The sequence below is a fragment of the Mesorhizobium loti genome (genome assembly GCF_003148495.1).
GTDB lineage: Bacteria > Pseudomonadota > Alphaproteobacteria > Rhizobiales > Rhizobiaceae > Mesorhizobium > Mesorhizobium loti.
In genome coordinates this window covers 89,765-116,727 of sequence record NZ_QGGH01000007.1, presented here as the reverse complement: position 1 = coordinate 116,727, position 26,963 = coordinate 89,765, and the positions used below count along the sequence as shown (strand labels likewise).

General features: G+C 63.2%; 26 protein-coding genes and 2 tRNA genes. 21 read left to right on the top strand and 7 right to left on the bottom strand.

Annotation, left to right across the window (positions count from 1 at the left end):
- The first annotated feature begins 144 nt into the window (after positions 1 to 144).
- From C8D77_RS24120 to C8D77_RS24075, 10 genes are all read left to right on the top strand, one after another.
- The gene (locus C8D77_RS24120) at positions 145 to 3,165 is read left to right on the top strand and encodes a caspase family protein (RefSeq protein WP_109668697.1); all 3,021 of its coding nucleotides are present in this window, start codon (positions 145 to 147) and stop codon (positions 3,163 to 3,165) included.
- A gap of 103 nt (positions 3,166 to 3,268) precedes the next feature.
- Positions 3,269 to 3,817, top strand: a complete 549-nt coding sequence (locus C8D77_RS24115; RefSeq protein ID WP_109668695.1) for a histidine phosphatase family protein — start codon at positions 3,269 to 3,271, stop codon at positions 3,815 to 3,817.
- A gap of 229 nt (positions 3,818 to 4,046) precedes the next feature.
- A tRNA-OTHER gene (locus tag C8D77_RS24110) sits at positions 4,047 to 4,120 on the top strand.
- A gap of 2 nt (positions 4,121 to 4,122) precedes the next feature.
- Positions 4,123 to 4,191, top strand: a tRNA-Leu gene (locus C8D77_RS24105).
- A gap of 372 nt (positions 4,192 to 4,563) precedes the next feature.
- The gene (locus tag C8D77_RS24100; protein ID WP_170136806.1) at positions 4,564 to 5,706 is read left to right on the top strand and encodes a slipin family protein; all 1,143 of its coding nucleotides are present in this window, start codon (positions 4,564 to 4,566) and stop codon (positions 5,704 to 5,706) included.
- A gap of 177 nt (positions 5,707 to 5,883) precedes the next feature.
- Positions 5,884 to 6,165 carry an acyl carrier protein gene (locus C8D77_RS24095; RefSeq protein ID WP_010909964.1) on the top strand — a complete coding sequence of 94 codons (282 nt, stop codon included), beginning with the start codon at positions 5,884 to 5,886 and terminating at the stop codon, positions 6,163 to 6,165.
- 56 nt (positions 6,166 to 6,221) lie between these two features.
- On the top strand, positions 6,222 to 7,412 hold the full coding sequence (locus C8D77_RS24090; RefSeq protein WP_109668693.1) for a beta-ketoacyl-ACP synthase: 1,191 nt from the start codon (positions 6,222 to 6,224) through the stop codon (positions 7,410 to 7,412).
- A 51-nt stretch (positions 7,413 to 7,463) separates the two neighbouring features.
- A complete protein-coding gene (locus tag C8D77_RS24085; RefSeq protein ID WP_109668691.1) occupies positions 7,464 to 8,741 on the top strand; it encodes a beta-ketoacyl-ACP synthase in 1,278 nt (425 codons plus the stop codon).
- Between the two features lie 36 nt (positions 8,742 to 8,777).
- The gene (locus tag C8D77_RS24080; RefSeq protein ID WP_027039032.1) at positions 8,778 to 9,806 is read left to right on the top strand and encodes a zinc-binding dehydrogenase; all 1,029 of its coding nucleotides are present in this window, start codon (positions 8,778 to 8,780) and stop codon (positions 9,804 to 9,806) included.
- 13 nt (positions 9,807 to 9,819) lie between these two features.
- Positions 9,820 to 10,812 carry a lipid A biosynthesis lauroyl acyltransferase gene (locus tag C8D77_RS24075; protein WP_170136813.1) on the top strand — a complete coding sequence of 331 codons (993 nt, stop codon included), beginning with the start codon at positions 9,820 to 9,822 and terminating at the stop codon, positions 10,810 to 10,812.
- Between the two features lie 64 nt (positions 10,813 to 10,876).
- Here the strand turns inward: C8D77_RS24075 and C8D77_RS24070 are convergent, their stop codons facing one another.
- Together C8D77_RS24070 and C8D77_RS37295 are read right to left on the bottom strand one after the other, a co-directional pair.
- Positions 10,877 to 11,305: a L,D-transpeptidase gene (locus C8D77_RS24070; RefSeq protein WP_109668687.1), complete on the bottom strand. Its 429-nt coding sequence runs from the start codon at positions 11,303 to 11,305 to the stop codon at positions 10,877 to 10,879.
- Between the two features lie 25 nt (positions 11,306 to 11,330).
- Positions 11,331 to 11,519 (bottom strand): hypothetical protein, encoded by a 189-nt coding sequence (locus C8D77_RS37295; protein WP_146211800.1) that lies wholly within the window; start codon positions 11,517 to 11,519, stop codon positions 11,331 to 11,333.
- Between the two features lie 8 nt (positions 11,520 to 11,527).
- Here C8D77_RS37295 and C8D77_RS24065 point away from each other — a divergent pair, with 8 nt between their 5' ends.
- From C8D77_RS24065 to C8D77_RS24045, 5 genes are all read left to right on the top strand, one after another.
- Positions 11,528 to 12,808 (top strand): acetylornithine deacetylase/succinyl-diaminopimelate desuccinylase family protein, encoded by a 1,281-nt coding sequence (locus tag C8D77_RS24065; protein ID WP_109668685.1) that lies wholly within the window; start codon positions 11,528 to 11,530, stop codon positions 12,806 to 12,808.
- Positions 12,809 to 12,971: 163 nt separating this feature from the next.
- On the top strand, positions 12,972 to 14,450 hold the full coding sequence (locus C8D77_RS24060; protein WP_109668683.1) for an ABC transporter substrate-binding protein: 1,479 nt from the start codon (positions 12,972 to 12,974) through the stop codon (positions 14,448 to 14,450).
- A 67-nt stretch (positions 14,451 to 14,517) separates the two neighbouring features.
- A complete protein-coding gene (locus tag C8D77_RS24055; protein ID WP_109668680.1) occupies positions 14,518 to 15,465 on the top strand; it encodes an ABC transporter permease in 948 nt (315 codons plus the stop codon).
- On the top strand, positions 15,462 to 16,331 hold the full coding sequence (locus C8D77_RS24050) for an ABC transporter permease (protein ID WP_109668678.1): 870 nt from the start codon (positions 15,462 to 15,464) through the stop codon (positions 16,329 to 16,331). The genes C8D77_RS24055 and C8D77_RS24050 overlap by 4 nt, the downstream gene beginning before the upstream one ends.
- A complete protein-coding gene (locus C8D77_RS24045; RefSeq protein WP_109668676.1) occupies positions 16,328 to 17,950 on the top strand; it encodes an ABC transporter ATP-binding protein in 1,623 nt (540 codons plus the stop codon). The genes C8D77_RS24050 and C8D77_RS24045 overlap by 4 nt, the downstream gene beginning before the upstream one ends.
- A 30-nt stretch (positions 17,951 to 17,980) precedes the next feature.
- Here the strand turns inward: C8D77_RS24045 and C8D77_RS24040 are convergent, their stop codons facing one another.
- Positions 17,981 to 18,412, bottom strand: coding sequence for a TerB family tellurite resistance protein (locus C8D77_RS24040; RefSeq protein WP_109668674.1), 432 nt, complete (start codon positions 18,410 to 18,412; stop codon positions 17,981 to 17,983).
- A 150-nt stretch (positions 18,413 to 18,562) separates the two neighbouring features.
- Here C8D77_RS24040 and C8D77_RS24035 point away from each other — a divergent pair, with 150 nt between their 5' ends.
- The 4 genes from C8D77_RS24035 to C8D77_RS24020 all read left to right on the top strand — a co-directional run bounded on the left by C8D77_RS24035 (position 18,563) and on the right by C8D77_RS24020 (position 21,051).
- Positions 18,563 to 19,348: a TSUP family transporter gene (locus tag C8D77_RS24035; protein WP_109668672.1), complete on the top strand. Its 786-nt coding sequence runs from the start codon at positions 18,563 to 18,565 to the stop codon at positions 19,346 to 19,348.
- 52 nt (positions 19,349 to 19,400) lie between these two features.
- The gene (locus C8D77_RS24030; protein ID WP_023812274.1) at positions 19,401 to 19,571 is read left to right on the top strand and encodes a hypothetical protein; all 171 of its coding nucleotides are present in this window, start codon (positions 19,401 to 19,403) and stop codon (positions 19,569 to 19,571) included.
- 102 nt (positions 19,572 to 19,673) lie between these two features.
- Positions 19,674 to 20,504 (top strand): helix-turn-helix domain-containing protein, encoded by an 831-nt coding sequence (locus C8D77_RS24025; protein ID WP_109668670.1) that lies wholly within the window; start codon positions 19,674 to 19,676, stop codon positions 20,502 to 20,504.
- A gap of 127 nt (positions 20,505 to 20,631) precedes the next feature.
- Entirely contained in the window at positions 20,632 to 21,051 is a 420-nt protein-coding gene (locus C8D77_RS24020) for a VOC family protein (RefSeq protein WP_109668940.1), read from the top strand.
- An 18-nt stretch (positions 21,052 to 21,069) separates the two neighbouring features.
- Here the strand turns inward: C8D77_RS24020 and C8D77_RS24015 are convergent, their stop codons facing one another.
- Both C8D77_RS24015 and C8D77_RS24010 read right to left on the bottom strand, forming a co-directional pair.
- Positions 21,070 to 22,542: a cobyric acid synthase gene (locus tag C8D77_RS24015; RefSeq protein WP_109668668.1), complete on the bottom strand. Its 1,473-nt coding sequence runs from the start codon at positions 22,540 to 22,542 to the stop codon at positions 21,070 to 21,072.
- Entirely contained in the window at positions 22,542 to 23,156 is a 615-nt protein-coding gene (locus C8D77_RS24010) for a dimethylsulfonioproprionate lyase family protein (protein WP_109668666.1), read from the bottom strand. Before C8D77_RS24010 ends, C8D77_RS24015 begins: the two co-directional genes overlap by 1 nt.
- Positions 23,157 to 23,294: 138 nt before the next feature.
- Between C8D77_RS24010 and C8D77_RS24005 the strand changes: the two genes are divergently transcribed.
- Both C8D77_RS24005 and mmsB read left to right on the top strand, forming a co-directional pair.
- Positions 23,295 to 24,461: an isobutyryl-CoA dehydrogenase gene (locus C8D77_RS24005; RefSeq protein ID WP_109668664.1), complete on the top strand. Its 1,167-nt coding sequence runs from the start codon at positions 23,295 to 23,297 to the stop codon at positions 24,459 to 24,461.
- A gap of 25 nt (positions 24,462 to 24,486) precedes the next feature.
- Positions 24,487 to 25,371, top strand: a complete 885-nt coding sequence (mmsB, locus tag C8D77_RS24000; RefSeq protein ID WP_109668662.1) for a 3-hydroxyisobutyrate dehydrogenase — start codon at positions 24,487 to 24,489, stop codon at positions 25,369 to 25,371.
- A gap of 446 nt (positions 25,372 to 25,817) precedes the next feature.
- Here mmsB and C8D77_RS23995 read toward each other — a convergent pair whose 3' ends face one another.
- Both C8D77_RS23995 and C8D77_RS23990 read right to left on the bottom strand, forming a co-directional pair.
- Positions 25,818 to 26,462, bottom strand: a complete 645-nt coding sequence (locus C8D77_RS23995; RefSeq protein WP_109668938.1) for a cytochrome c oxidase assembly factor Coa1 family protein — start codon at positions 26,460 to 26,462, stop codon at positions 25,818 to 25,820.
- Positions 26,463 to 26,544: 82 nt separating this feature from the next.
- On the bottom strand, positions 26,545 to 26,910 hold the full coding sequence (locus tag C8D77_RS23990) for a hypothetical protein (RefSeq protein ID WP_109668660.1): 366 nt from the start codon (positions 26,908 to 26,910) through the stop codon (positions 26,545 to 26,547).
- Positions 26,911 to 26,963: the final 53 nt, after the last annotated feature.

The window sequence follows — 26,963 nt, the reverse complement described above, 5'->3', positions numbered from 1 at the left end:
TTACCGTGACAGGCGAGTTTCCCGTGATAGGCGAGCCACGGCCGCGGCGCAATCGCGCCCGAATTTGATCATGCCCGAATTTGATCATGGTAGGCTGGCAGCATTATAGAGGGCTTGGATCATCAGGGCGGACATCAACGACAAATGGCCTTTGTCGAAACCACGAAGCGTAATCTTTTGCGGCAGGCGTGGCTGACGGCTTTCGTCGCCGCACTGCTTTGTCTTGCCGCGACCGCGCTTGCAGGTGCCGAGACGAAAAGCCTCAAGGGTGTGGCGCTGATCATCGGCCAGTCGAAATACGAGCACATCGCCGCCCTCCCCAACCCCGCCAACGACGCCCGCGACATGGCCAAGATGCTGACCGACCTCGGCTTCGACGCGCGCAGCGTCACCGATCGCGACGCCACCAAGCTGAAGCGCGACCTGGAGCGGTTCACGGAAGATGCCGAAGGCGCCGATGTCGCCTTCATCTATTATTCCGGTCACGGCATCGAGGCCGGCGGCGAGAACTATCTGGTTCCGGTCGATGCCGACGTGTCGTCACTGAGGGATGCCGACGCGGCTTTGGTGCCGATTTCCGCCATCATGGACGCGTTGAAAAAGACTGTGCCTGTGACGATCGTGCTGCTCGACGCCTGCCGCACCAATCCGTTCCCGCAGGACGCCGTGGTGCGACGCGCACCGACCGCTTCCGCCTCGCCGATTGGTGCCGGCGGGCTGGAACCGGTGCGCGGCGCCAGGGCGCTCGGCAATGCGCCGGCGGCTGACGCGAGCCTGGGTACGGTGGTCGGCTTTGCCGCCGAACCGGGTCGCCCGGCGCTCGATGGCGCCGCTGGCGAAAATAGCCCTTACGCGTCCGCCCTGCTGCGCCACCTCGCGGCGATGAAGGGCACCGAATTCGGCTCGGTCATGCGCATGGTGACCGAGGAGGTCTATCTCGACACCAAGGCAAGGCAGCGCCCCTGGGTCAATGAAAGCCTGCGCCGGCTGCTTTATTTCGGCGTTGCACCAGCGGAGCCGACCGGCGATGACGGGCTGATCACCGGCGAGCGGCGCCAGCTGCTGCTGACGATTTCCGACCTGCCCGACCCGAAACGGGCGCAGGTGGAACTGGCCTCGCTGCAGGAAGGCGTGCCGCTCGATGCGCTCTATGGCGTGCTGAAGGCGCTCGGCACGGAAAAAATGCCGGAGGATCCGTCCGACCTGCAAAAGGTGCTCGACGCCCAGGCCGAGCGCCTGAAGAAAATGATGTCCGAACGTGCCGCGCTGCGCACCGACGATCCGGAGATCAAACGCCTGGTCGCCTCCGCCGACAAGGCGATCCGCCAGGGCGCCATCGTGACGGCGCGGAAGTTCCTCGATGACGCGGTCGGCCGGGTCGAGCAGACCAACGACGCGGTCGATGAGGCCGAGGATCTCGTCAAGCAGAAGCGTCTTGCCGACGCCGCGATCTATGCCAGACGCGCCGATGCCTCGGGGCTGGTGTTCGACTACAAATCCGCCGCCGGCGACTACGCCAAGGCGTTTTCACTGGCCGAAAAATGGGACGACAAGCTGCGCTGGAACTACAAGAACCAGGAAGCCGAGGCGCTGAACGCCTACGGCTACGCCACCGGCGACCTTGATGCGCTGCAGCGCTCCATCGATGCCTATCGCACCATCCTGAACTTCATCCCCAATGGCGAACAGAATCGCGACTGGGCGATCACCCGCAACAACATGGCGGTGGTGCTGCAGACCATCGGCGAGCGCGAGACGGAGACCGCACGCCTCGAGGAGGCAGCACAGATCTTTCGCGCCTCCCTTGTCGTGTTCGAGCGCGAGAAAGACGATCTCAACTGGGCCGCCGCGCAGAACAATCTGGCCAATGTGCTGTTGAAGATCGGCGAACGCGAGAGCGACCCGAAGCGCCTGAACGAGGCGGTGGTGGCAATGCGCGCGACGTTGGAGAAGCGCCCGCGTGAAAAAGTGCCGCTCGACTGGGCCGCTTCGCAGAACAATCTCGGCCTGGCGCTCTATGCGTTGTCCGAGCGCGAAGCCGCCGGCGAACATCTGACGCAAGCCGAGGCGGCCTACCGTCTGGCACTTGAGGAATACACGCGCGAAAAGGCGCCGGTGGAATGGGCGATGGTCGAGAACAATCTCGGCAACACGCTGGTGTCGCTCGGCATTCAGCTCAACGACAAGGCGAAGATCAACGAGGCGGCCGATGCGTTCCGTGCCGCGCTCGAGGTGCGAACTCGTGAAACCTTCCCGGTCTCGTGGGCAACCAGCCGGCTCAACCTCGGCAACGCGCTGAGCGGTGTCGCCCGCTTCGATATGGGCACCGGCGCGCTCGAAGAGGCCGCGACGGCCTATGACGATGCGCTGACCGTGTTTACCCGGCAGCGTTTCCCGATGGACTGGGCGTCGGCGCAGAACAATCTCGGTTCGATCTACCAGACGCTTGGCCAGCGCACCCGCGACGCGGCCAAGCTGGAGCAATCGGCCGCGGCGTTCCAGGCCGCCCGGCAGGTCTATGTCAGACGGAAATTCCCGCAGGACTGGGCAATGAGCCACTACAATCTCGGCAACACGCTGCAGCTTCTGGGCGGCGTGACCGATAAGCCGGAACATTACGGTGAGGCCATTGCCGCCTACCGCGATGCGTTGCGCGAGTACAAACGCGAGACGAACCCGCGCCAATGGGCGCTGGCCCAGGCCGGCCTCGGCTCGACGTTGCACTGGCTGAGCATGAGCAATGCTGACCCCAAGACCTTGCTGGAGTCCATCGCGGCCCGCCGGGCGGCCCTCGAGGTGCTCACCGTCGACGCGGCACCGGTCGACTGGGCCAACGCCCAGAACGGTATCGGCATGAGCCTGCTCAACCTCGGCAATCTCGAACGCACCGACAAATATCTCGGTGACGCCGAGGCCGCCTTCACGGCGACGCTGAAGGTATTCACCAGGGAAAGCCTGCCCATGCAATGGGCCCTCGCGCAGAACAATCTAGGCGACATCCACTGGAACCGCGGCAGCTATGGCGGCGGCAAGGCCGAATATCAAAAGGCGATCGAATTCTTCGAGAACGCCAAGCAGGGCTTTACGGAAGCCGGCTACACGATCCCCATCCCGCTCACCGACCAGAAGATCGATCTGGTGAAGAAGCAGATAGCGAAGAAGTAGGTCTACGCTTCCCGCCGACCGTACCTTGTCTTTCGGCCGGCTTTACCGTCCCTATATGTCTCGTCACCGGAACCCATTGCCGGGAACCGGAGAAGGATAGCGGATGATTCGATTTGCCTTGGCGTTGTTCCTGCTTGTTGTTCCCGGCGCGGCGCACGCCACGGATGCAGGCTGGGCGCTGCTACGCGATGGCGGGCATGTCGTGCTGCTGCGCCATGCCATGGTCACCGGCACCACCGACCCGGCCAATTTCGACATCGACAGCTGTGCCACCCAGATCAACCTGTCGGCGCGCGGCAAGCAGCAGGCGAGCAAGATCGGCGCTCTGTTTGCCGCTAGGGCGGCACCGATCGAGCGCGTGCTGTCCAGCCGCTATTGCCGCTGCCTCGACACCGCCCGCATCGCCTTCGAGGCCGAGCCGAAGCTCTTTGCGCCGCTGGACCTCTTGAAGGGCGACGAAACACAGAAGGCCGCGCAGATCGCCGCGATCATGAAGGAGATCCGAGCCTATTCCGGCTCCGACAATCTGGTCATGGTCACCCATCTGGAAGACATCGTGGCACTGACCGGCATCTCGCCGCGCGAAGGCGAGGCCGTCGTCGTGGAGCCACAGGGCGATGGCCTGCGCGTGCTCGGCCGCGTCACCTTCTGAGCGCGCTACGCGCGATCGCTGACGCCGGAAGCGGTGTTGCCGAAATGCCACCATTGAAAGAAGCCGCAAATCCGCCATGACAATGCCGCTTGCGACAACCCGTCGCAGGGTCTATAGGCGCGCTCCCGGTCACGAAAACCGAAGTGAGCACAACGGTTGGAGCTTTCGTCTCCGCCCGTGCAGGCGGCATTGCCGCCCTGTATACGGCGCCGCTTTGGGGATTGGGATCGCGGATGTAGCTCAGTGGGAGAGCGCCGGATTTGGATCCGGAGGTCGGGGGTTCAATTCCCTTCATCTGCACCACGGATAGCTCAGTTGGGTAGAGCATCAGATCGAGAATCTGACTGTCGAAGGTTCAAATCCTTCTCCATTGGCCTGATAAGCCAGCACCCTGCCACGGTGTTATCTGAAAAACGGTCCGGGGACTGGAATGCGAAAGACTGGACGGATGGCCCAAGCCCTCGGGCGCGGACCAGCCTGAGTGTCTTTCGCCATCGGCTCGCGGCCAGGCCCGCGGTGACGATCAAGGCGCAGCGTCGCCGGCAAAGGAAGCTTCGGCCTCCGGCGCCCGCTTCACTGCCCCGCGATCCGCTCCCGCAGGCCCGCCACGGATTGATGCCACCAGTCCCCGGATCATTCGTGCCCGGACCATGATGCAAGACGACGATGTGAAACGAGAAACGAAAAGGAAGATCGACGCATGACGTGACGCCTCGCATGGGGCCATGCCCGACAGGAGTAAGACAATGACCATTCTCGATCAGGTTCTTGGACGCGAGCGCGTCCTCGTAAGGGAAAACGAACGTGCCCTCACCCTCTACAAGGGGGAGATCAAGGCTGTCCTGTTGCCGGGCGAGCATTGGCTCGCCAACCGGCGTGGCAGCCTCGAAGTGTCCCGGCACGATCTGAAGAACCCGGAATTCGTTTCGGCATACGAGAAGGCGTTGTTCGACAAGCTCCCGGATGTGGCCGCGCGTCATTTCACCGTCGTTCGCACCGGGCGCACGGATGTCGCCGTCATCGAGCGTGACGGCAATTTGCATGCCGTGCTGGCGCCGGATCGCAAGCTGGTGCTGTGGACGGATGCCGGTCCGTGGAAGGTGACGCAGATCGACACATCAGTCGATCTCGCCATCGATGCGGCGGTCATGCGCCGGCTCGGCCAGGCCCGGAAGGCGGAATTGATGTCCGTCCATCCGGTCGTCGATGGTCAGGCCGGACTGCTCTTCATCGACGGTGTCCTGGTCAGGACGCTGACGGCGGGCGTGCATGGCTTCTGGAACGTCGGACGCATGGTGCAGATCAAGGTCGTCGACCTCAAGCGCCAGTCGCTCGACGTTGCCGGGCAGGAAGTGCTGACCAAGGATCGTGTAACGATCCGCGTCAACATCGCCGCCGAATACCGGGTCGTCGATCCGGTCAAGGCGGTGAGCATGGTGAAGGACTTCTCCGAAGCCCTCTACCGCGCCCTGCAGTATGCCTTCCGCAAGACGCTTGGCGCGCTGACACTCGATCAGATCCTCGAAAAGAAGGTGACGATCGACGAGGAAGCGGCGGCCAAGGTCCGCGCCGACATGGCCGAGATCGGAGTGGAGGTCAGCGATATCGCCCTCAAGGATGTCATCCTGCCGGGCGAGATGCGTGAGATCCTCAACCAGGTGGTGTCGGCCGAAAAGCAGGCCGAGGCCAACATCATCCGCCGCCGCGAAGAGACGAACGCCACGCGTTCCCTCCTCAACACGGCCAGGGTGATGGCGGAAAACCCGGTGATGCTGCGGTTGAAGGAGCTCGAGGCTCTGGAAACCATCGCCGGCAAGGTCGAGCGGCTGACCGTCCACAACGGAACGGGCGGGCTGCTGAACGACATCGTCAAGCTGCGCGAAAGCTAGACTGACGCTACGTCAACGGGAAGGGCCGCCGGCTTGTCAGGCGGCCCTTCTTGCGTTTCCTAGGCACCCTACCCATCTGCGCCCGGCGTATCAGGCCTTTTCCTGCCGGGAAAAACCGATTAGACAGCGCCCAAACAAGATGCGGACAGATTCCGCCCGCAACCGAAGGAAAAGCCCTTGTCCACCACGTTCGACAAAGTCGCCAAGATCATTGCCGACACCAGCGAGATCGATATCGACACCATCACACCAGAGAGCCACACGATCGACGATCTCGGCATCGACAGCCTCGACTTCCTCGACATCGTCTTCGCCATCGACAAGGAATTCGGCATCAAGGTACCGCTGGAAAAGTGGACCCAGGAGGTCAATGACGGCAAGGCTTCGACCGACGATTACTTTGTCATGAAGAACCTGTGCGCCAAGATCGACGCACTGGTCGCCGCCAAGACCGCCTGACGTCAGTTGAGCGCACGATCTTGACGCGCTCTGCCGCCTGACCCACAAAGCCGCCCATGAGCAGCCCCCGCGACGTCGTCATCACTGGTATCGGCCTTGTCTCCTCTCTGGGGGAAGGTCCGGACGCCCATTGGCAGAAGCTCGCGCAGCCGGGCCTGCAGCCGGTGCTCGAAGCGGCGCGCTTTGCACCCTATACCGTCCATCCTCTGCCTGAGATCGACTGGAACCTGCAGATCGCCAAGCGCGGCGATCAGCGCCAGATGGAAACCTGGCAGAGGCTCGGCACCTATGCTGCCGGCCTTGCACTGGACGACGCCGGCATCAAGGGCAATGACGAACTCTGCGCGACCATGGACATGGTTGTGGCCGCAGGCGGCGGCGAGCGCGACGAGGCGGTCGATGCCGCCATTCTCGCCGCTTCGGAAAGCCGCAATGACCGCGATGTGCTGCTCAACGAGAAATTGACCACCGAATTGCGGCCGACACTGTTCCTGGCCCAGTTGTCCAACCTGCTCGCCGGCAACATCTCCATCGTCCACAAGGTCACCGGCTCGTCCAGAACCTTCATGGGCGAGGAAGGTGCCGGCGTCGCCGCCGTCGAGACGGCCGCCGCGCGCATCCGCTCGGGCCAGTCGACGCACATCCTGGTCGGCGGTGCCTTCCAGACCGAACATTCCGACATGCTGCTCGGTTATGAGCTTGCCGGCTATTTGCATCGCGGTCCGTGGAAGCCGGTCTGGCAAAGACAGGGCACCGAGGGCGGCGGCGTTGTGACCGGATCCGGCGGCGCCTTCCTGGTGCTAGAGCAACGCGAACACGCGACAGACCGGGGTCGGAAAATCTATGCCGAGCTTGGGCCGGTCGTCTCCGGCCGCGCCAGGCGGCCACGGGGAGAACTCGACGCCGAGATCGCCGCACTGCTCAAGCAGGTTGCATCGCCGAACGGCAAATTGCTGGCCCTGTCGGGCGCATCGGGTGCCCACACTGCAACATCAGCCGAAAAAGCCGCACTCGATGCCAATCCGGCAATCGCCGCGCGCGGCTTCTCGACGCTGACCGGACACATGAAGGAAGCGCAGTTTCCCTTCGCCGTGGCGCTGGCGGCACTCGCCGTCGACCGCAAGGCCGCCTACCCTGTTTTTGATGCCGCAGCCGAGACGCCGTTCGAAGGCGTTCCCGCAGCCGTCCTTGCAACGGCGATCGGCTATCACCAATTCGAAGGCATGGCGCTGGTCAACGCCGCCTAAGGCGACGCTGCACGGTCCATGTTGCAACGATAAAAGGTCGAGGGCTACCGGATGGCCAATCTGAACGATCACATGGGCAGGCCGATCGTCGCCGTCACCGGCATCGGCGTTGTCACCTCGCTTGGCGTGGGCAAGGCCGACAATTGGGCGGCGCTGACCTCGGGCAAGTCGGGTATTCACCCGATCACCCGCTTTCCCATCGATCAACTGAACACCCGCATCTCCGGCATGGTCGATTTCCTGCCGTCGAGTTCGAAAGGTGCCAGCCCACTCACCTATGAGCTGGCCGAGCTTGCGGGCTTCGAAGCGGTGACCGAAGCCGGTCTTGATTCCAGCAATTTCGGCGGACCGCTCTTCCTCGCATCGCCGCCGGTCGAACTCGACTGGGCCGAGCGCTTCTCGCTCTACAATTCTGACAAGGACAAGGATGACACCGCCGCCGAAAGACTGCTTCGGGTCGCGCGTAGCTTGAAAGAGCTGGATATTTTCGAGACCACCCAGTTCGGTTCGATCGCCGACCGCCTTGCCGACCGTCTTGGCACACGCGGTCTGCCGATCACGCTGTCGACGGCTTGTGCTTCAGGTGCCACCGCGATCCAGCTCGGTGTCGAGGCGATCCGACGCGGCGAATGCGACCGGGCACTATCGATCGGCGCGGACGGCTCTGCCACCGCCGAGGCATTGATCCGTTTCTCATTGCTTTCGGCGCTCTCCACGCACAACGACATTCCCGAAAAGGCATCGAAGCCCTTCTCCAGGGATCGCGACGGCTTCGTGTTGGCTGAGGGATCCGGGGCGCTGGTGTTGGAATCGCTTGAAGCGGCATTGGCTCGCGGCGCGACTATTCTCGGCGTCCTGGGCGGTTGCGGCGAGAAGGCCGACGACTTCCACCGCACCCGCTCGAAGCCGGACGCTTCGCCGGCCATCGCCGCGGTTCGCGCCGCCCTCGCCGATGCCGGCCTGAGTGAAGACGAGATCGACTATGTCAACGCCCACGGCACGTCGACTCCGGAGAACGACAAGATGGAACATCTGGCGCTGTCGACCGTGTTCGGCGAACGGATCGGCTCGATGCCGGTTTCGTCGAACAAGTCGATGATTGGCCACACGCTGTCGGCGGCAGGCGCGGTCGAGGCGGCGTTCTCGCTGATGACGATGCGCGAAAGCGTCATTCCACCGACCATCAACTATGACAATCCCGACCCCGCGATCGTGCTCGACGTGGTGCCGAACAAGAAGCGTAATGCCGAGGTTCGCACCGTTTTGTCGAACTCCTTCGGTTTCGGCGGCCAGAACACTTGCCTTGTCATGGCGCGGGAACCGGTCTAAGCGACCTTTTTCAGCCAGACTGAACCGACAGGCCCCATGCGCGCATTGCAACTTATCGAGGACCGCCGTCTTGAGACGGTGGACCTGCCGCCTCCCCCACCGCCAGCACTCGGCGAAGTCACGCTGCGCATCAAGGCGGTGGCGCTGAACCACATCGACGTCTGGGGCTGGCGCGGCATGGCCTTCGCCAAGCGCAAGCTGCCGCTGGTCGTCGGCGCCGAAGCCTCCGGCGAGGTCGAGGCGGTCGGCCCCGGCGTTTCCAGCCTGCTGCCCGGACAATTGGTGTCGATCTACGGCGCGCGCACCTGCGGCCTTTGCCGCGCCTGCCGCGAAGGCCGCGACAATCTCTGCGAACATGTTTCGGGCGTTCACGGCTTCCATCTCGACGGCTTCGCGCAGGAAAAGATCAACCTGCCGGCCCGCCTGCTGGTTCCTGCCCCGCCCGGCGTGACCGACATCGGTGCGGCGGTGGCGCCCGTTACCTTCGGCACGGTCGAGCATATGCTGTTCGACAACGCCAGGCTGCAGCCCGGCGAGACCATTCTCATCCATGCCGGCGGATCCGGCATCGGCTCGGCGGCCATCCAGCTGGCCAAGCGAATGGGCTGCACCATCATCACCACGGTCGGCTCGAACGACAAGATCGACAAGGCCAAGGCGCTCGGCGCCGACCATGTCATCAACTATCGCGACGACCGTTTCGAGGGCGTCGTGCGCAAGCTGACCAAGAAGAAGGGCGTCGACGTCGTGTTCGAACATGTCGGCGCCGACACTTTTGCCGCTTCCATGCTGTGCCTGAAGCGTGGCGGCCGCCTGGTGACCTGCGGTTCGACTTCCGGCGTGTCGACGCAGATCAACCTGATGCAGTTGTTCCAGCAGCAATTGAAGCTGCTCGGCTCCTTCGGCTGCCGCATGGAGAACATGGCCAACGCCATGCAGAAAATGGCGGCGGGACAGGTCGCCCCGGTCATCGACACCGAAGTCGACTTCGACGGTATCGATGCCGCGCTGAAGCGCATGGAAGGCCGCGACGTGTTTGGCAAGATCATCCTGCGCGTCGGCTAGAGCCTTGACCTCTGTGTTCAAGAAGTTCCGCCGGGATCTCAAATTTCGCTACGGCAGGCAGCTGCGCCAGTTGAACTACTGGCTGGTGGCGCGCGCGGCTATGATGATCATCTCGGTCCTGCGTCTGCTGCCGGCCGACAGTGCGCTGAACTTTGCCGACCGCGTCGCACGCCGCGTTGGCCCCTGGGTGGGACGCCATCAGGTCGCTGTCGACAATCTGCGCAAGGCCTATCCGGAAAAGGGCGAGGCCGAAATCCAGGTGATCGCCTCCGACATGTGGGGCAACATGGCCCGCCTTGCCGCCGAATACATCTTTCTCGACGCCCTGTTCGACTACGATCCCGCGGCCAGCAAGCCCGGCCGCGTCGAGGTCAAGGGGATAGAGCATTTCGTCGAGATCGCGGGCGAACGGAAGCCGCATATCGTCTTCACCGGCCATCTCGGCAATTTCGAACTCTTGCCGGTGGCGGCGGCGACCTTCGGCATGAACATCACGGCGCTGTTTCGCCCGCCCAACAATCCCTATCTCGCCGACTACATCCTGTCGACGCGCCGCTCGACCATGGGTTCATTGCTGCCGTCGATGGCCGGCGCTTCATTCGCGCTGGCAGGAGTGCTTGAAAATGGCGGCAACATCGGCATCCTTGTCGACCAGAAATTCTCCAATGGACTGGATACGACATTCTTCGGCCGGCCCTGCCAGAGCAATCGGGTGCTGGCCACCCTTGCCCGTCACTATGACTGCGACGTTTACCCGGCGCGCTGCGTCAGGCTGCCAGGCAATCGCTTCCGGCTCGAGATCGAGGACAAGTTGACATTGCCGCGCACCACTGACGGCAGCGTCGATGTCCACGCTACCACCCAGTGTCTCAACGACGTGGTCGAACGCTGGGTACGCGAAGATCCCGGCCAGTGGATGTGGTTTCACAAAAGATGGGAGATCGGCGGTGGGCGGAGAAAGCGGCCCCATCAGGCAAAGGCGCCAGTCGCAAATACTCCGGGCTAGCCGCTGGCGAGGACGTTGGTCCTGCGCCAGCGAATGAAAACGGCATCGGCGAACCTGAACCGCTTCAGTTGGTGACGACAATCCGCGTGTTGCCGAACCCCACTTCCCGCACCATCGAATAGAAGGTTGCGGCATTGGCCGTGTGCAGCCGCACGCAACCATGCGACGCCGGGCGCCCGAGCTGCCTGACGGCGCCGGTTCCGTGGATGGCATAGCCGCCATGGAAGAACACGGAATAGGGCATCGGCGACATATGATATTTGCGCGAATACCACATCCGGGCCGTGCGCTGCGGCCGATAGGTACCGCGCGGCGTGAAATAGCCGGAACGCGCGGTGGAGACACTCCACCGGTAAACCGACAGGCCATATCTGACCGTCATCGTCTGCGACGACACGTCTATGTTTGCAACGAGGCTGGCTGCCCAGCCCTGCCCCGAAGCACCGAACAGCATCGCGACAAACACCGCCGCCATGAGAACTGTCTTTTTCATGCGATCAAACCCCTTTGATTGCCCCTTACTTGCCTGCCATCACGTTGTTTTTCATCTTTTTAATGGCAGGTGAATGAGGTAACACACACTCCTTGACCAATTCGCCAATCCAAAGCAGCGAATTTGAACGATTTCCCGCGATAGTTGCCGCAACGACACGCCGCACGGGCTTGATCACCGGTGGGCTTGCAAAATCGCTGATATCGCTGCTCAACTCCGTGCATGAACGAGCGACTCCTCCAGGCAATCGATGACAGGCGCGACGAGGTCGTCGCGCTGACCGCCGAGCTGATCCGTTTTCCGACCATCAATCCACCCGGCGAGGCCTACCGGCCATGCGCCGAATATCTCGGCGCGCGGCTGAAGAAGAGCGGTTTCGAGACCGAATTCATCCGCGCCGAAGGCACCCCCGGCGACACCGACCGCTACCCGCGCGTCAATGTCGTTGCCCGTTTCAACGGCAGGTCGCCCGGCGCCTGCGTCCACTTCAACTCGCATATCGACGTGGTCGAAGCCGGTGACGGCTGGACCGTCGATCCCTTTGCCGGCATCGTCAGGGACGGCAAGGTCTATGGCCGCGGTGCCTGTGATATGAAAGGCGGCCTTGCCGCCTCGATCATCGCCGCCGAAGCCTTCCTGCAGGTCTTCCCCGACTTTCCCGGCGCCATCGAAATATCCGGCACCGTCGACGAGGAGTCCGGCGGCTTCGGCGGCGTCGCCCATCTGGCAAGGCTCGGTTATTTCTCAAAACCCAGGGTCGACCACGTCATCATTCCCGAGCCGCTGAACAAGGACCGCATCTGCCTCGGTCATCGTGGCGTCTGGTGGGCGGAGATCGAGACCAAGGGCGAGATCGCGCATGGCTCGATGCCGTTTCTCGGTGACAATGCGGTGCGCCATATGGGTGCAGTGCTCAGGGCATTCGAGGACGAGCTGTTCCCCGCGCTCGACCGCAAGATGACGCGCATGCCGGTCGTGCCCGAAGGAGCAAAACGCTCGACCATGAACATCAATTCGATCCATGGCGGCCAGACCGAGGACTTCCGGCCCGGCTTGCCCTCGCCCAACGTGCCCGATTCCTGCCGGCTGACCATCGACCGCCGCTTCCTGCTCGAGGAAGATCTCGACACCGTCAAAGGCGAAGTCATCGGCATTCTCGACCGGTTGAAGCGCGAGCGGACAAAATTCGACTATGAAATCCGCGACCTGATGGAAGTGCTGCCGCTGATGACCGAGCGCGACGCGCCGGTGGTCAAGGCGGTTGCGCAAGGCATCATGGCGATCTTCGACCGCGAACCCGACTACGTCATTTCGCCGGGCACCTACGACCAGAAGCACATTGCCCGCATCGGCCATATCTATGATTGCATCGCCTATGGCCCTGGCATTCTCGACCTTGCCCACCGGCCGGACGAATGGGTCGGGATATCGGACATGGTGGAATCGGCCAAGGTGATGGCGATCGGGCTCAACGTGCTGCTGCGCGGCACAGCCACGGGATAAGGCGCGCATCGCGACAAGCTTCGACCTGTCGATGAGGCCGCCAGGACAAAAACATTCCCGGCCACGCCAACGGGCAGAACGAAACGCAATTTACTCCGTGGCAAAATCACGCTTCTATCGCCCGGGTTTGAGCACCTGTCTGAAACGCATGGGGAGTTGCACGATGAGATTGTGGAAAACCATCCTGGCCGCTGCAGCGCTGTCACTGGCCGCCGGCACCTCCGTGTTTGCCGCGCGAACCGACCTGGTCATCGGCATTCCGCTCGAACCCCCACATCTCGACCCAACCGCCGGTGCCGCCGCGGCGATCGACGAGGTTCTCTACGCCAATGTGTTCGAGGGGCTGACACGCATCGGGCCGAATGGCGAGGTGCTGCCGGACCTGGCCGAAAGCTGGACCATTTCCGATGACGGCAAGGTCTATACTTTCAAGCTGCACACCGGCGTGAAATTCCACGACGGTACCGACTTCGATGCCAGCGACGTGAAATTCTCGCTGGACCGCGCCCGCGCCGACAATTCGGTCAATGCGCAAAAGGGCCTTTTCGCGGCCATCGACGCAGTCGACGTGGTCGACCCCGCAACGGTCAAGGTTACGCTGAAAAACCCGCAGGGCTCCTTCCTTTACAATATGGGCTGGGGCGACGCGGTGATCGTCGCGCCTGAATCGGCCGAGACCAACAAGGAAAAGCCTGTTGGCACCGGCCCGTTCAAATTCCAGAGCTGGGCCAAGGGATCGTCGATCACGCTGGTCAAATCGGACACTTACTGGGGTACGCCGGCGTCCCTCGACAAGGCCGAATTCCGCATCGTGCCCGATGCCGCGGCCTATGTGCCGGCGCTGCTTTCCGGGGACATCCAAGCCTTCCCCTTCTTCGATCCCGACAGTCTCGCGCAGGTCAAGGACGACCCGCGCTTCAAAGTGGTGGTCGGCTCGACCGAAGGCGAAACCATCCTGTCGATCAACAACAAGAAGCCGCCCTTCGACAAGCTGCAGGTGAGACAGGCGATCTCCTACGCACTCGACCGCAAGGCGATCATCGACGGCGCTTCGGCCGGCCTTGGCCAACCGATCGGCTCGCATATGTCACCGGCCAACAAGGACTATGTCGATCTCACCGGCCGCTATCCGCATGATGTCGCCAAGGCCAAGGAATTGCTGAAAGAAGCAGGGCTGGAGAAAGGCTTCAAGGCGACGCTGAAACTGCCGCCGCCCGGCTATGCCAGGCTGGGCGGCGAAATCATCGCCTCGCAACTTCGGGACGTCGGCATCGATCTGGAAATCATTCCGGTCGAATGGGCACAGTGGCTGGATCAGGTGTTCACCAAGAAGGATTACGACCTGACCATCGTCTCCCACACCGAACCCAACGACATCGATATCTATTCGCGTAAGGATTATTACTTCAACTACGACAACCCGGCCTTCGACAAGTTGATTGCCGATCTCGGCGTCACCTCCGACGAAGCCAAGCGCAAGGAATTGCTGGGGCAGGCGCAGAAGATCCTGGCCGACGACGCCGTGGTCGGCTTCCTCTACGAATTACCGAAGGTCGGCGTCTGGGACGCCAAGCTGCAGGGGCTCTGGGAAAACGCTCCGATCCAGGCCAATGACCTGACCAAGGTGAAGTGGAGCGAGTGAGGCTGTTGGACAACAGGCGAAACCTGCATTCCGTCGCACTGGGCAAAACAGCGGTCCCCCACCTTCCATGACCGCCTACCTCCTCAAGCGCCTCGCCATTGCGCTCGCCACGCTGTTGCTGGCTTCGATGGTGGTGTTCGCCGTCCTGGAGATCCTGCCCGGCGACCCGGCGCGGCTGATGCTGGGCCTGAACGCCAGTGCCGATCAGGTCGAATTGCTGCGCAACCAGATGGGCCTCAACGCGCCACTGGCTTGGCGCTATCTGCACTGGGCCGGCGGCCTGCTCAGCCTCGATTTCGGCCGCTCCTACACCTATTCGGTGCCGGTCATCGACCTGGTGCGCGAACGGCTTGCCGTCTCGCTGCCGCTGGCGCTGATTGCGCTTGCGCTCTCCACCATCATCGCGATTCCCGTCGGCCTGTTTTCCGCCAGCCGGCGTGGGCGGGCCGGTGATACGATTTCCATGGGCGCCGCACAGCTTGGCGTCGCCGTGCCCAATTTCTGGTTCGCTCTGATGCTGATCTATGTCTTCGCCGTCTGGCTGCGGCTGGTCCCTGCCGGCGGCTTTTCCGGCTGGAGTGCCGGCATCTGGCCAGCCTTGAAATCGCTGCTGCTGCCGGCGGTCGCGCTTGCCTTGCCGCAAGCCGCGATCCTGGCGCGCGTCACCCGCTCGGCGCTGATCGAGGTCCTGAACGAAGACTATATCCGCACCGCCCGCGCCAAAGGCCTACCCTATCGCGCCGTGCTGTGGCGGCATGCACTGCGCAACGCCATGATTCCGGTGCTGACCATTCTGGGCCTGCAGTTCGCCTTCCTGCTTGCCGGCACCATCATCATCGAGAATGTCTTTTACCTGCCCGGCCTCGGCCGGCTGGTGTTCCAGGCGATCACCCAGCGCGACCTGATCGTCGTCGAAAGCGTCGTCATGCTGCTGGTCGCGGCCGTCATAGCCGTCAACCTCCTCGTCGACCTTTCCTATGCGGTCGTCGATCCGCGCCTGAGAAGCCGGCAATGACCCTGCACATCGACATGTCAGAAGAGACGTTCGGCAGCATCCTGGCCAAGGCATTCAGGAACACCGCCTTCGTTGCCGGTTTCGCCATCACCTTGCTGATCCTGGCAATGGCGGTAGTCTCCTATGCCTGGACGCCCTACGACGTCACGAAACTGGTGATATCGGACAAGACGCAGGCACCCTCGCTGGCGCACTGGTTCGGCACCGACCATTTCGGCCGCGATATCCTGTCGATGGTCATGGTCGGCGCCCGCAACTCGATTGCCGTGGCACTCGTCGCGGTCGGCATCGGCATGGGGGTCGGCGTGCCGCTCGGCGCCTTTGCCGCGGCACGCGGCGGTCTCGTCGACGAGGCGCTGATGCGACTGAACGATCTCGTCTTCGCCTTCCCTGCTCTGCTGTCGGCGATCATGATCACCGCCATCTTCGGGCCAGGCGCCATCAACGCCATCATCGCCATCGGCATCTTCAACATCCCGGTCTTTGCACGTGTCGCCCGCGCCGGCGCGCTGGCGATCTGGCCGCGCGAGTTCATTCTGGCCGCGCGCGCCGCCGGCAAGAGCAGCACGCAGATATCCATCGAACATGTGCTGCCCAACATCGCCACCCTGCTTCTGGTGCAAGGCACCATCCAGTTCGCGCTGGGCATCCTGGCCGAGGCCGGGCTTTCCTATCTGGGCCTGGGCGCCCAGCCGCCAATGCCGAGCTGGGGCCGCATGCTGTTCGACGCGCAGACCCGCATGGTGGTGGCGCCATGGATGGCGATCTTTCCCGGCATGGCGATCGTCGTCGCCGTGCTCGGGCTGAACCTCCTGGGCGACGGCATCGCCGACATCCTCGATCCGAAATCGCGGCGGCAGCGATGAGTTTGCTCGACATCGAGAACCTGTCGTTGACCATCGGCGACACGCCGATCCTCAAGGGCATGGAGCTTTCCGTCGCGTCCGGTGAGGTGATGGGGCTGGTCGGCGAATCTGGCTCCGGCAAGTCGATGACCGCGCTGACGGTGATGCAGCTCCTGCCCCATGCCGCGCGCGCCACCGGACGCGTCACATTCGACGGCATCGACATCCTCGCGGCAACCGAAGACCAGATGTGCGCGCTGCGCGGCGACGACATCGGCATGGTGTTCCAAGAGCCGATGACGGCGCTCAATCCGGTCAAGACCATCGGCGAACAGGTTGCCGAAGGCATACGCTGGCACACCAAGGCCAGCCGCGCCGAGGCCGAAGATCGGGCGCGAAAAATGCTCGACCGCGTCGGCCTGCCCGAAGCGAAATTCCCGATGTCGCGCTATCCGCACGAACTGTCGGGTGGCCAGCGCCAGCGCGTCGTCATCGCCATCGCTTGCGCGCTGAAGCCGAAGCTGCTGATCGCCGACGAACCGACGACGGCGCTCGATGTGGTGCTGCAGGCACAGATCCTCGACCTCCTGCGCGACCTCGTCGCCGAAAGCCGCATGGGCCTGCTTCTGATCTCGCATGACCTCGCCGTGGTGACCGAGATGGCCGACCGCATCACCATCCTGCGCCGCGGCGAGGTGATGGAGGCCGGAGACACGGCACGCACGCTGTCCGAACAGCTCCACCCCTACACGCGCCAACTGGCCCAGGCCTCGATGCACGTGCCGGCGCGCGCCAGGCCGCACGGCATCGAGACGGGCCGACCTTTGCTTCAGGTCGAGGGCGTGACCCGCGACTATCCCGGCCGGCGTACCTCGCTGTTCAAGCGCGCGCCTGGTATCCGCGCTGTCGACGACGTCTCGCTGTCGATGGCCCCGGGTCAATCGGTGGCGCTGGTCGGCCGCTCCGGCTGCGGCAAGTCAACGCTCGCCCGCATGATCCTGGCGCTGGATCGGCCGACATCGGGCACGATCTCGTTTCGTGGCGAGACTATCACTGGCAAGAGCGAAGCCGAGCTGAAGCCGGCGCGACGCGACATGCAGGTCGTTTTTCAAGATCCCTACGGATCCTTCGACCCGCGCCAGAAGGTAGAAAAACTGGTCGCCGAACCCCTGCATGTGCTGGAGAAAAAGCCGACGCGCGCCGAGCGCCGCGAGATGGTGGCGCATGCCCTGCACGAAGTCGGCCTCGGCATCAGCGACATGGACAAATACCCGCACGAATTTTCCGGCGGCCAGCGTCAGCGCCTGTCGATCGCCCGCGCCATCATCACCCGCCCCAAACTGGTCGTCGCCGACGAGCCGGTCTCGGCGCTCGACGTCTCGATCCGCGCCCAGATCCTCGATTTGTTCGCGGAGCTCAACCAGAAGCTCGGCATCGCCTATCTCTTCATCACCCACGACCTGACCGTCGCCCGCGCCATAACGGACGAGGTGCTGGTCATGCATGACGGTAAGATCGTCGAGCGCGGCAAGACGAGCGAGGTGCTGGATCACCCGCAGTCCGAGGCGGCCAGGGCGCTTGTCACTGCCGCCCCTGATCTGCACCGGGCGATCGCTCGGCGGATGCAGGAGCAAGGGTGAGCCGCCGGGCAACCGGCCGTTCAGAGAGCGCTACTCCTCCGGCTTCACCACATCGACCGGGCTGATGTCGAGCAGGTCGAGCGTGCGGCGCAGCAGGCGCACCTCGCTCTCGGCCAGTTGTGAATCCGCCTTGGCGATGTCAGCCATATGCTGGGCCAATTGCTTGCGCCGTTCGATGTCGAGATCGCGGAACAGCGCGATGGCCTGCGAGCCGTTGGTCTCGTAACCGAACTCGTTGAGATATTCGATGACGCTGTCGATGCTGCTTTCCTGAATGCCGAAGGCGTCCTTGCAGATGCGCCGGAAGGCAACCATTTCGCTCTCGCTGACCGACCCGTCGGCCAGGATCATACGGAACAGCATCAGCAGTTCCGCCGACAGAACCGGATCGTCAGCCACCTTGCGCACGCCCGGGTCGCCGTCGAAGATCTGCCGTATCTGGTCCAGCAATGCGAATGCCATCAGGAGCCTCTTTCCGATTTAACCACACACAAATACAAATCCAAGCGCGATGCGCTTGGATAGAGGTAGCGCGGAATCGATCTTGCGCAAACAGGGCGGCCGTGGTCGAACGCCCGATATTTCAGCCGGCCGGACACGTCCATACATCAGATGATCGACCTTAGCATCCAGACCGTCGCCATGCTCGCTTTCGCCGCCTTTGCCGCGGGCTTTGTCGATTCGATCGCCGGCGGCGGCGGGCTGATCACGGTGCCGGCGCTGCTGCTTGCCGGCTTCACACCGGTCCAGGCGCTCGCCACCAACAAACTGCAAGGCATGTTCGGCTCGGGCTCGGCGACCATCCACTACGCATCGAAGGGTCATGTCGACCTGCGTCGGCAATTGCCGTCGGCGCTTTTGGCCCTTGTTGGTAGCGCCATCGGCGCCTTGCTGGCGACGATCGTGCCGGGTGACATTCTGCGGGCTGCCCTGCCCATCGTGCTGATCGCCATCGCGCTCTACTTCGCGTTCAAGCCCAACATGAACGATGTCGATCGCGCCGAACGCCTGTCGCCGTTCTTGTTCGGACTGATCCTGGTGACCGTCATCGGCTTCTACGATGGTCTGTTCGGGCCAGGTGCAGGCTCCTTCTACATGTTGGCTTTCGTGGCACTTGCCGGCTACGGCGTGCTCAAGGCAACCGCGCATACCAAGCTGCTCAACTTCGCCTCCAACGTCGGCGGCTTCATCGTCTTCGCGGCCTTCGGCGTCGTCTACTGGAAGATCGGCCTGATGATGGGCGTTGCCCAGTTCCTCGGCGCCCGAGTCGGCGCCAGCCTGGCCATGCGCATCGGCGCAAAACTGATCAAGCCGCTGCTGGTGATCGTGTGCCTCGCACTGGCGGTGAAGCTGCTGGCCGACCCCGCGAACCCGCTGCGGGCCTTGATTGGTGTGTGATCACGCGCCCTGATAGGATGCCGCTGTTCGAATCATGTTGGAGGAGCCACACATGAATCTTAGCGCACCTACCCAGATCGTTTTTATTATCTCCGTTGTTATCGCCATCATCGGCGTTCTCGCCGCGCTTGGCGTTCTTGCGTTCATTCCACTCGCATCGGTGTGGATTGTTCTTATTGCTTTCATCGTGCTTGCCGGCGGCTGCTTGATGCGCGGCGCCTGACCATTTCCCTTGAAGTGGGGACAAGGAGCGCCCGGCCAAAAGCCGGGCGCTTTTGATTCTGGCTCGGCGTCTGCTAGATTTGACTTGGCGCAAGGATGATCGATGCCAGTCGAGATGCAACCCCGGCAAGAGCAGGACCGATCCGTCGCCGGGCGGTTTGAGATGCGCCGGCGCCTGCCCAATCCTCGACTTGCGGGGATTGTCTCAGATATTTGCGGCTATCGCGAAATGGCGGCCGGCCATCTTCGCAACGTCGAATACGCGTCGCTCACCGTACCCCTGGTCATCAGCTTCGCCGAACCCTTCGCCATCGGCCTCGGCAAGGCGCCCGGCGACAATGACCGCTTCGCCAGTTTCGCCGCCGGCCTCTATGCCGGACCGGTGGTGATCGAATCCTTCGGCGGCGCCTGCTGCGTCCAGGTCAACTTCACGCCGCTTGGCGCACGCCGTTTCTTCCGCCTGCCGATGAGCGAACTGGCCGACAGCATGGTCGTCCTCGACGACGTGCTGGGCGCGCAAGGCTTGGCGCTGCGTGAACGGCTTGGCAACGCGCCGGACTGGACGACGCGTTTCGACATGGTCGAAGCCTTCGTCACCGCCCGTCTCGAGAATGCCCCAGAAACGCCGCTCGAAATCGCCTGGGCCTATGACCGCATCATCACATCCGGCGGCCGGACCCGCATTGCATCGATCGCCGAAAGGCTGGGCTGGAGCCGCAAACATCTCGCCGGCAGTTTTTCCAACACCATCGGCATTGGCCCCAAGACGCTGTCGCGCATCGTCCGCTTCAACCGCGCGCTCGGCCTGTCGAGGCAGCAAACCGTCGACTGGGCTGGCATCGCCGCCGATTGTGGCTATGCCGACCAGGCGCATCTGGTGCGCGAGTTCCGCGACCTTGCCGGCGAGACGCCGACCGCGCTCTCAGTCAGGTAACATTTCTTCAAGACGCTGGAACAGCCTTCGACCAGAGTGATGCATGTCGCCCAAAAGTGCGCAGCGGTTTTGGGACAACGACATGCACAAACAGGGTTCATCGACCAACCCGACTGAAGGAGTTCCCGTGCCCACCACCACTGAAGCGCCCCGCCTCTACCCGGCTTTGCGCTACAAGAACGCGGCAAAAATGATCGACTGGCTGGGCGAGGCTTTCGGCTTCAGCGTTCGCGCCCGGTATGGCGAAGGCGATGTCGTGCACCATGCCGAACTGGTCTTCGGCTCCTCGATGATCATGCTGGGCGCGGTGCGCGACGACGACTACGGCAAGATGGTCGGCGAACCCGGCTCAGGCGGCGGCAAGTCGATCTACATTGCCGTCGATGATGCCGATGCCGCCTATGCCAAGGCCAGGAAGGCCGGCGCCACGATCATCCAGGAATTGACAAACCGCGACTATGGCAGCCGCGAGTTCATCTGCCGCGACCCGGAAGGCAACGTCTGGTCGTTTGGCACCTACTGGCCGAAGGCGGGCGAAAAGGCCTGAGCCAGCCTGCGTCGCGAATTACCGAGCCAGCGCAAAGATCGCGTCACAGTCGAGATGGGTCTCCAACTCGGCTGCGACCTCGTCCAGCGCCCGCTCGACCTCGGCGCGGTAGTCGATGCCACCGCCCTTGATGCCGAGGCTTTCGAGGAATCTCCCACGAAAGCCGTCGGCGCCAAACAGGCCATGCATATAGGTGCCGATCACCTTGCCATCGGCCGACACAGCACCGTCATCGATACCGTTGATGACGGCGGAAGGCCGCAGCGTATCCGGCCCGGTGGTGCGGCCGAGATGGATTTCGTAGCCTTCGAGCGTCAGGTCGAACGGCACCGAGTGGGCACTGACATTGCGCACCGTCTTTTCCGGTTCCATCACCGTTTCGACGTCGAGCAGGCCGAGCCCTTCGGCCTCGGTGACGCTGCCTTCGATGCCGTCTGGGTCGCGCACCATACGGCCGAGCATCTGGAAGCCGCCGCAGATGCCGACGACATGGCCGCCGCGCTTGCGATGGGCAAGAAGGTCGCGGTCCCAACCGTTCTCGCGGAATTTCAGGAGATCGCCGATCGTCGACTTCGAGCCTGGAATGACCACCAGCCCGGCATCGGCGGGCAGCGGCTTTCCCGGCGGCACGAACACCACCTCGACCTGCGGTTCGGCCTTGAGTGGGTCGAGATCGTCGAAATTGGCGATACGGCCAAGCACCGGCACGGCCACCTTCAATGCGCGCGCTTCGCCGGACGTCAGCCGTTCCAGCACCACCGAATCTTCCGAAGGCAGGCGTGCCGCCGCCTTCAGCCACGGAACGACGCCAAAACAGCGCCAGCCCGTGAATTTCTCGATCGACCTGATGCCGTCGTCGAACAGGGAAACGTCGCCGCGAAACTTGTTGATGAGGTAGCCGACGATCATGCGCCGGTCTTCTTCCGGCAAGATCAGATGCGTTCCGGCAACTGAGGCGATGACGCCGCCGCGATCGATGTCGCCGACCAGCACCACAGGCACATCGGCGCGCGCGGCAAAGCCCATATTGGCGATGTCGCGGCTGCGCAGGTTGATCTCGGCCGGCGAGCCGGCGCCCTCGACGATGACCAGATCGGCGCCCTCGCCGACCTTGCCCCAGGAGTCCAGAACGGCATCCATCAGCCGGCCCTTCATCGCCTGGTAGTCGCGCGCCCGCGCTTCGCCGAACACCTTGCCCTGCACGATGACTTGCGCGCCGACATCGGTCTGCGGCTTCAGCAGCACCGGGTTCATGTGGACCGAGGGCGCCACGCCGCAAGCGATCGCCTGCAGCCATTGCGCGCGGCCGATCTCGCCGCCACCAGCATTGTCGCCCGGAATATTGGCGACGGCGGCGTTGTTCGACATGTTCTGCGGCTTGAACGGCCGCACCTTCAGTCCACGCTTCCTGGCTGCGCGGCAGAGGCCGGCGACCAGCACCGTCTTGCCGACATCCGAACCCGTGCCTTGCAGCATGATCGCTTTGGCCATCAGCCCCTGCCCTGCGCCACGGTTCCGGTGATGTCGGATTTCTGCGCCAGCGGCCCGCCGCGCCAGATGTAGAGCGCCAGCAATGGGTCTTTGCCGGTGCGCATGGCGTGATTGACGTTGGACGCATGGCGGACGACCTCACCGGCCGTGCGCATGCAAAAGCCGCTCTCGCCCATGCGCCATTCGGTGCCGCCAGTCAGCGGAATGTAGATTTCCTCGGCAACGTGATGATGGTCGGGATAGACGATATCGGGCCCAAGGATCAGCAGGCCCGCGGCCACCTCGTCATTGGCGAAGTGGCCTCGCGTGCCGAACACCTCCAGCCAGCCGTAATTGTCGATGAACTCTTTTCCGAAATCCGCCTCGCCATAGGTCTGCCCCCAACGGAAATCATTCCGACGCTCGGCAAGCAGTTGCACCAGCGGCTTGGCATCCCGCGGCGCCAGCTCGGCGGAGCGATCGAGATGACGCAGGCAGGCAAGCGGACGTGGCTCCAGCGTGCGGGCCGGCATCTCCCAGCCGATCCGGGCCACGGCATCGCGCACCAGGGGGTGATCGACGGACGCAAGGTATGCGTGGAACTGTCCCAGCAGGTCATCGAATTTTGTCGTCACATTGTACTCCGGACATGCATTGGTGCACAGCCGCTCCGCGAAGGGTCGGGTTGCGCGGCGGCATCATTGGTCTAGATTGGTGCGCGCGCAAAGCCAAAAACGACAGGCCAACAGGTCGAAGATATTAGGGAGCACGCCATGGACGCCGCGGTCGATGCGAGCACCAGCCAGTTCGAACTCAACGAGGAGCAGCACGCCATCCAGGAGATGGCGCAGGCCTTCGCCGCCGACCGCGTCGCGCCGAACGCACTCGACTGGGACCGCAACAAGCATTTCCCGGCCGATGTGATCCGCGAGACCGGGCCGCTCGGCCTTGGCGGCATCTACATCAGGGACGACGTCGGCGGCTCGGCACTTGGCCGACTCGACGCCGTGCTGATCTTCGAGGCGTTGTCGCATGCCGATCCGGCCTTTTCGTCGTTCATCTCGATCCACAACATGGTGGCCTCGATGATCGACCGTTTCGGCAATGACGAACAGCGCCAGCGCTTCCTGCCGAAGCTCACTTCGATGGAATGGCTGGCGAGCTACTGCCTGACCGAGCCGGGCTCCGGCTCCGACGCCGCGGCGCTGAAAACGCGTGCGGTGAAGAGCGGCGGCGACTATGTCCTCAACGGCACCAAGCAGTTCATCTCCGGCGCCGGCGACAGCGATGTCTACGCCGTCATGGTGCGCACAGGCGCCGACGGACCGAAAGGCATTTCCACCATCGTCGTGCCGAAAGACGCACCAGGCCTCTCATTCGGCGCCAACGAACACAAGATGGGCTGGCACATGCAGTCGACCCGCCAGGTCATTTTCGAGGACTGCAAGGTGCCGGCGGAGAACCTTTTGTCGGGCGAAGGCGCTGGTTTCGGCATTGCCATGGCCGGGCTCGACGGCGGCCGGCTGAACATCGCCGCCTGTTCGCTGGGCGGCGCGCAATCGGCGCTCGACAAGGCGCTTTCCTACACCGCCGAGCGCAAGGCCTTCGGCTCGAAGATCAATCAGTTCCAGGCTTTGCAGTTCAGGCTGGCCGACATGGAGACCGAGTTGCAGGCGGCGCGCATCTTCCTCTATGCCGCCGCCTCCAAGCTCGACCGCAAGGCGCCGGATGCCGGCAAATGGTCGGCGATGGCCAAGCGCTTCGTCACCGATACCGGCTTCACCGTCGCCAACGATGCGCTGCAACTGCTCGGCGGCTACGGCTACCTGCACGACTACGGCATCGAGAAGCTGGTGCGGGACCTGCGGGTGCACCAGATCCTCGAAGGCACCAACGAGATCATGCGCGTCATCATCGCACGCGCGCTAATTGGCCGTTGAGATCACCAAAGTTCGGAGAGAGACAATGACGACGATCGCCTTCATCGGCCTCGGTAACATGGGCAATCCGATGGCCGCCAATCTGGTCAAGGCGGGGCATGCGGTGAACGGCTTCGACCTCGTGCCGGAGAACCTCACCGTCGCCAAAGAACATGGCGTGACGATCATGGCGAATGCACCTGCCGCGGTGAAGGATGCCGACGTGGTGATCACCATGCTGCCGGCCGGCAAGCATGTGCTGTCGGTCTACGAGGACATCGCGCCCAAGGTGAAAAAGGGCGCGCTGTTCGTCGATTCCTCGACCATCGATGTCGAATCGGCGCGCAAGGCGCATGCTATTGCCGCCAAACACGGCCTGCTGTCCATCGATGCGCCCGTCTCGGGCGGCACCGGCGGTGCCGCGGCCGGCACGCTGACCTTCATGGCCGGAGGCTCCGACGATGCCTTCGCCGTTGCCGAGCCGGTCTTGAAACCGATGGCCGGCCGCATCGTGCATTGCGGCGGCGACGGCGCCGGACAGGCGGCAAAGATCTGCAACAACATGATCCTCGGCATTTCGATGATCGGCGTCGCCGAAGCCTTCGTGCTGGCTGAAAAGCTCGGTCTGTCACACCAGGCGCTGTTCGACGTCGCCTCGACCTCGTCGGGCCAATGCTGGTCCTTGACCACCTATTGCCCGGTGCCCGGCCCGGTGCCGACTTCGCCCGCAAACAGGGACTACAACCCAGGATTTGCAGCGGCACTAATGCTGAAAGACCTGAAGTTGTCCCAGGAAGCCGCGCAAAGTGCCGGTGCTGTGACGCCACTTGGCGCCGAGGCAGCCCAGCTCTATGCCTTGTTCAACGCCCAGGGACATGGCGGCACGGATTTCTCCGGCATAATTAATTTTCTCAGGGGTAACCCAGCGTAACCAACGGATTTGGCGGACTTTTTCCGATTTTCTTCGGCAGAAAAAATGCAAATTTAGATTTGCTTAAGCTCTCGATAACTCTGCGGTAACGATGTCCCTATAAAACGGATTGCGAGGCGGACATATCGCATCCGCCCGGCGCTCCGGATCAGGTCTCGCGTACCGGAGCCCGTAAGTTTCGCAAAGTGTTTGAGTAGCGAAGCGCCATGCGTATCTGGCAAAGCCGCGTTCCCGATGGAGCGCGGTTTTTGCGTTTTGCCCTTCAGCGCGTTTCGAGGCATCGACCGCCCGGATCGTACTCCGGGATGCCTCACATGCGCCCGCGGGCGCCTTCCGGATCATAGGGTGAGTCGGCGACCACCTTCGCCGCGCGGCGCTCGCCACAAAGCCATCCGAACTGTCAGCCGTCGCATCGCGTATAGGCCGCGATCTTGCGCTTTGCCCTGCTATATTCCGATTGCAGCATTCGGGATCGGGACATGATCTTCGTTGATCAGCACGATCGGCGCATCGGCTCCCTCGACCCTGACGACCAGCAGGCGCAGGCTCCACGTCCCGGCCGTTCGGACAGCGGTCGAGTAGGCGGTGCCCTTGCCCTTGGCGCCATGGACCGGAATGCCGAACTGGGCGTCACCAGCCCCATTCGCATTGACATTGAGATGGCCACCGACCCAGAAACTGTCGGCCAGATCATCACCGAGGGCGGCCTTGACGCGGTCGTCGGCGCGAAGTCTGTCCATCGTCATGTGGTAGGCATCGCTGCCTTTCAGGACGTAGGGAATGCTGCCGACCATCGTCGCGCAGCCGCCGATCCCGACAACCCAGACGACAAGGCCGGCGATTGCCCAGTTGCGTTGCGTCTTGCGAAACTGCTCTGCGTCGCGCCAGGCGCGGTTCTGCCAGGCCCAGCGGCTGCCGCGCGCACCCAGCACGATGATCATGATGATGTTGACGACAGGAATCAGCGCCAGCAGCGCGACGAAGGTGCTGTTGCCGATGCCCCAGATCCAGTTGAGGAAGAAGGCGCCCCAGTTCCAGCGGTCGAGTTCGGCTGGAATTTCAGCCGGCTGGTTGAGCGGTTGTCCGGCCATCGTGTCCCCCATCGGTAACTGCACCGACTGGTTCTAGCGCATGCGCTCCTCGATGCGCAAAATCAAAGTTCTGCAACCCCGGTCAGGTCTTGTCGGACAGCCGACGAAAATTCGCTTTCACGGCACGGCTTGCCGGCTTCAGCGCGGCGCTGATCGAGCGCTCCGCGGCGACACCGTTGAACAGCGACGGCGTGCGACCGGAAAAGACTTCCGGCCAGAACCGCGATGCCGACTGCAGGAAAGACATCTGCGCCGCAAACGCGCCTTCGGCCATAGCCGCGGTCTTCTCGTTCACCGCACGCGCGGTCTCCGTGCTCCATGGCTGGCTGCTCCCGCCATCCATGGCCATCAACGGCAGCCGCATCATCGCCACCAGCGGTGCCAGCATCAGGTCACCGCCAATGCTGGCCGCTTCTTGCGTCCGTCGGCTCTTGCCGGTCTTTCTCATGCAAACAAACCCCTTCTCGCAGCCGAATCAGCCGCTGCCCCACACACTACGCG

Excerpts from the sequence above, each read along its gene's own strand:
- C8D77_RS24120 (WP_109668697.1), top strand. The coding sequence starts at position 145 with ATGGCCTTTGTCGAAACCACGAAGCGTAATCTTTTGCGGCAGGCGTGG.
- C8D77_RS24115 (WP_109668695.1), top strand. The coding sequence starts at position 3,269 with ATGATTCGATTTGCCTTGGCGTTGTTCCTGCTTGTTGTTCCCGGCGCG.
- C8D77_RS24100 (WP_170136806.1), top strand. The coding sequence starts at position 4,564 with ATGACCATTCTCGATCAGGTTCTTGGACGCGAGCGCGTCCTCGTAAGG.
- C8D77_RS24090 (WP_109668693.1), top strand. The coding sequence starts at position 6,222 with ATGAGCAGCCCCCGCGACGTCGTCATCACTGGTATCGGCCTTGTCTCC.
- C8D77_RS24085 (WP_109668691.1), top strand. The coding sequence starts at position 7,464 with ATGGCCAATCTGAACGATCACATGGGCAGGCCGATCGTCGCCGTCACC.
- C8D77_RS24080 (WP_027039032.1), top strand. The coding sequence starts at position 8,778 with ATGCGCGCATTGCAACTTATCGAGGACCGCCGTCTTGAGACGGTGGAC.
- C8D77_RS24070 (WP_109668687.1), bottom strand. The coding sequence starts at position 11,305 with ATGAAAAAGACAGTTCTCATGGCGGCGGTGTTTGTCGCGATGCTGTTC.
- C8D77_RS24065 (WP_109668685.1), top strand. The coding sequence starts at position 11,528 with ATGAACGAGCGACTCCTCCAGGCAATCGATGACAGGCGCGACGAGGTC.
- C8D77_RS24060 (WP_109668683.1), top strand. The coding sequence starts at position 12,972 with ATGAGATTGTGGAAAACCATCCTGGCCGCTGCAGCGCTGTCACTGGCC.
- C8D77_RS24055 (WP_109668680.1), top strand. The coding sequence starts at position 14,518 with ATGACCGCCTACCTCCTCAAGCGCCTCGCCATTGCGCTCGCCACGCTG.
- C8D77_RS24050 (WP_109668678.1), top strand. The coding sequence starts at position 15,462 with ATGACCCTGCACATCGACATGTCAGAAGAGACGTTCGGCAGCATCCTG.
- C8D77_RS24045 (WP_109668676.1), top strand. The coding sequence starts at position 16,328 with ATGAGTTTGCTCGACATCGAGAACCTGTCGTTGACCATCGGCGACACG.
- C8D77_RS24040 (WP_109668674.1), bottom strand. The coding sequence starts at position 18,412 with ATGGCATTCGCATTGCTGGACCAGATACGGCAGATCTTCGACGGCGAC.
- C8D77_RS24035 (WP_109668672.1), top strand. The coding sequence starts at position 18,563 with ATGATCGACCTTAGCATCCAGACCGTCGCCATGCTCGCTTTCGCCGCC.
- C8D77_RS24030 (WP_023812274.1), top strand. The coding sequence starts at position 19,401 with ATGAATCTTAGCGCACCTACCCAGATCGTTTTTATTATCTCCGTTGTT.
- C8D77_RS24025 (WP_109668670.1), top strand. The coding sequence starts at position 19,674 with ATGCCAGTCGAGATGCAACCCCGGCAAGAGCAGGACCGATCCGTCGCC.
- C8D77_RS24015 (WP_109668668.1), bottom strand. The coding sequence starts at position 22,542 with ATGGCCAAAGCGATCATGCTGCAAGGCACGGGTTCGGATGTCGGCAAG.
- C8D77_RS24005 (WP_109668664.1), top strand. The coding sequence starts at position 23,295 with ATGGACGCCGCGGTCGATGCGAGCACCAGCCAGTTCGAACTCAACGAG.
- mmsB (WP_109668662.1), top strand. The coding sequence starts at position 24,487 with ATGACGACGATCGCCTTCATCGGCCTCGGTAACATGGGCAATCCGATG.
- C8D77_RS23995 (WP_109668938.1), bottom strand. The coding sequence starts at position 26,462 with ATGGCCGGACAACCGCTCAACCAGCCGGCTGAAATTCCAGCCGAACTC.
- C8D77_RS23990 (WP_109668660.1), bottom strand. The coding sequence starts at position 26,910 with ATGAGAAAGACCGGCAAGAGCCGACGGACGCAAGAAGCGGCCAGCATT.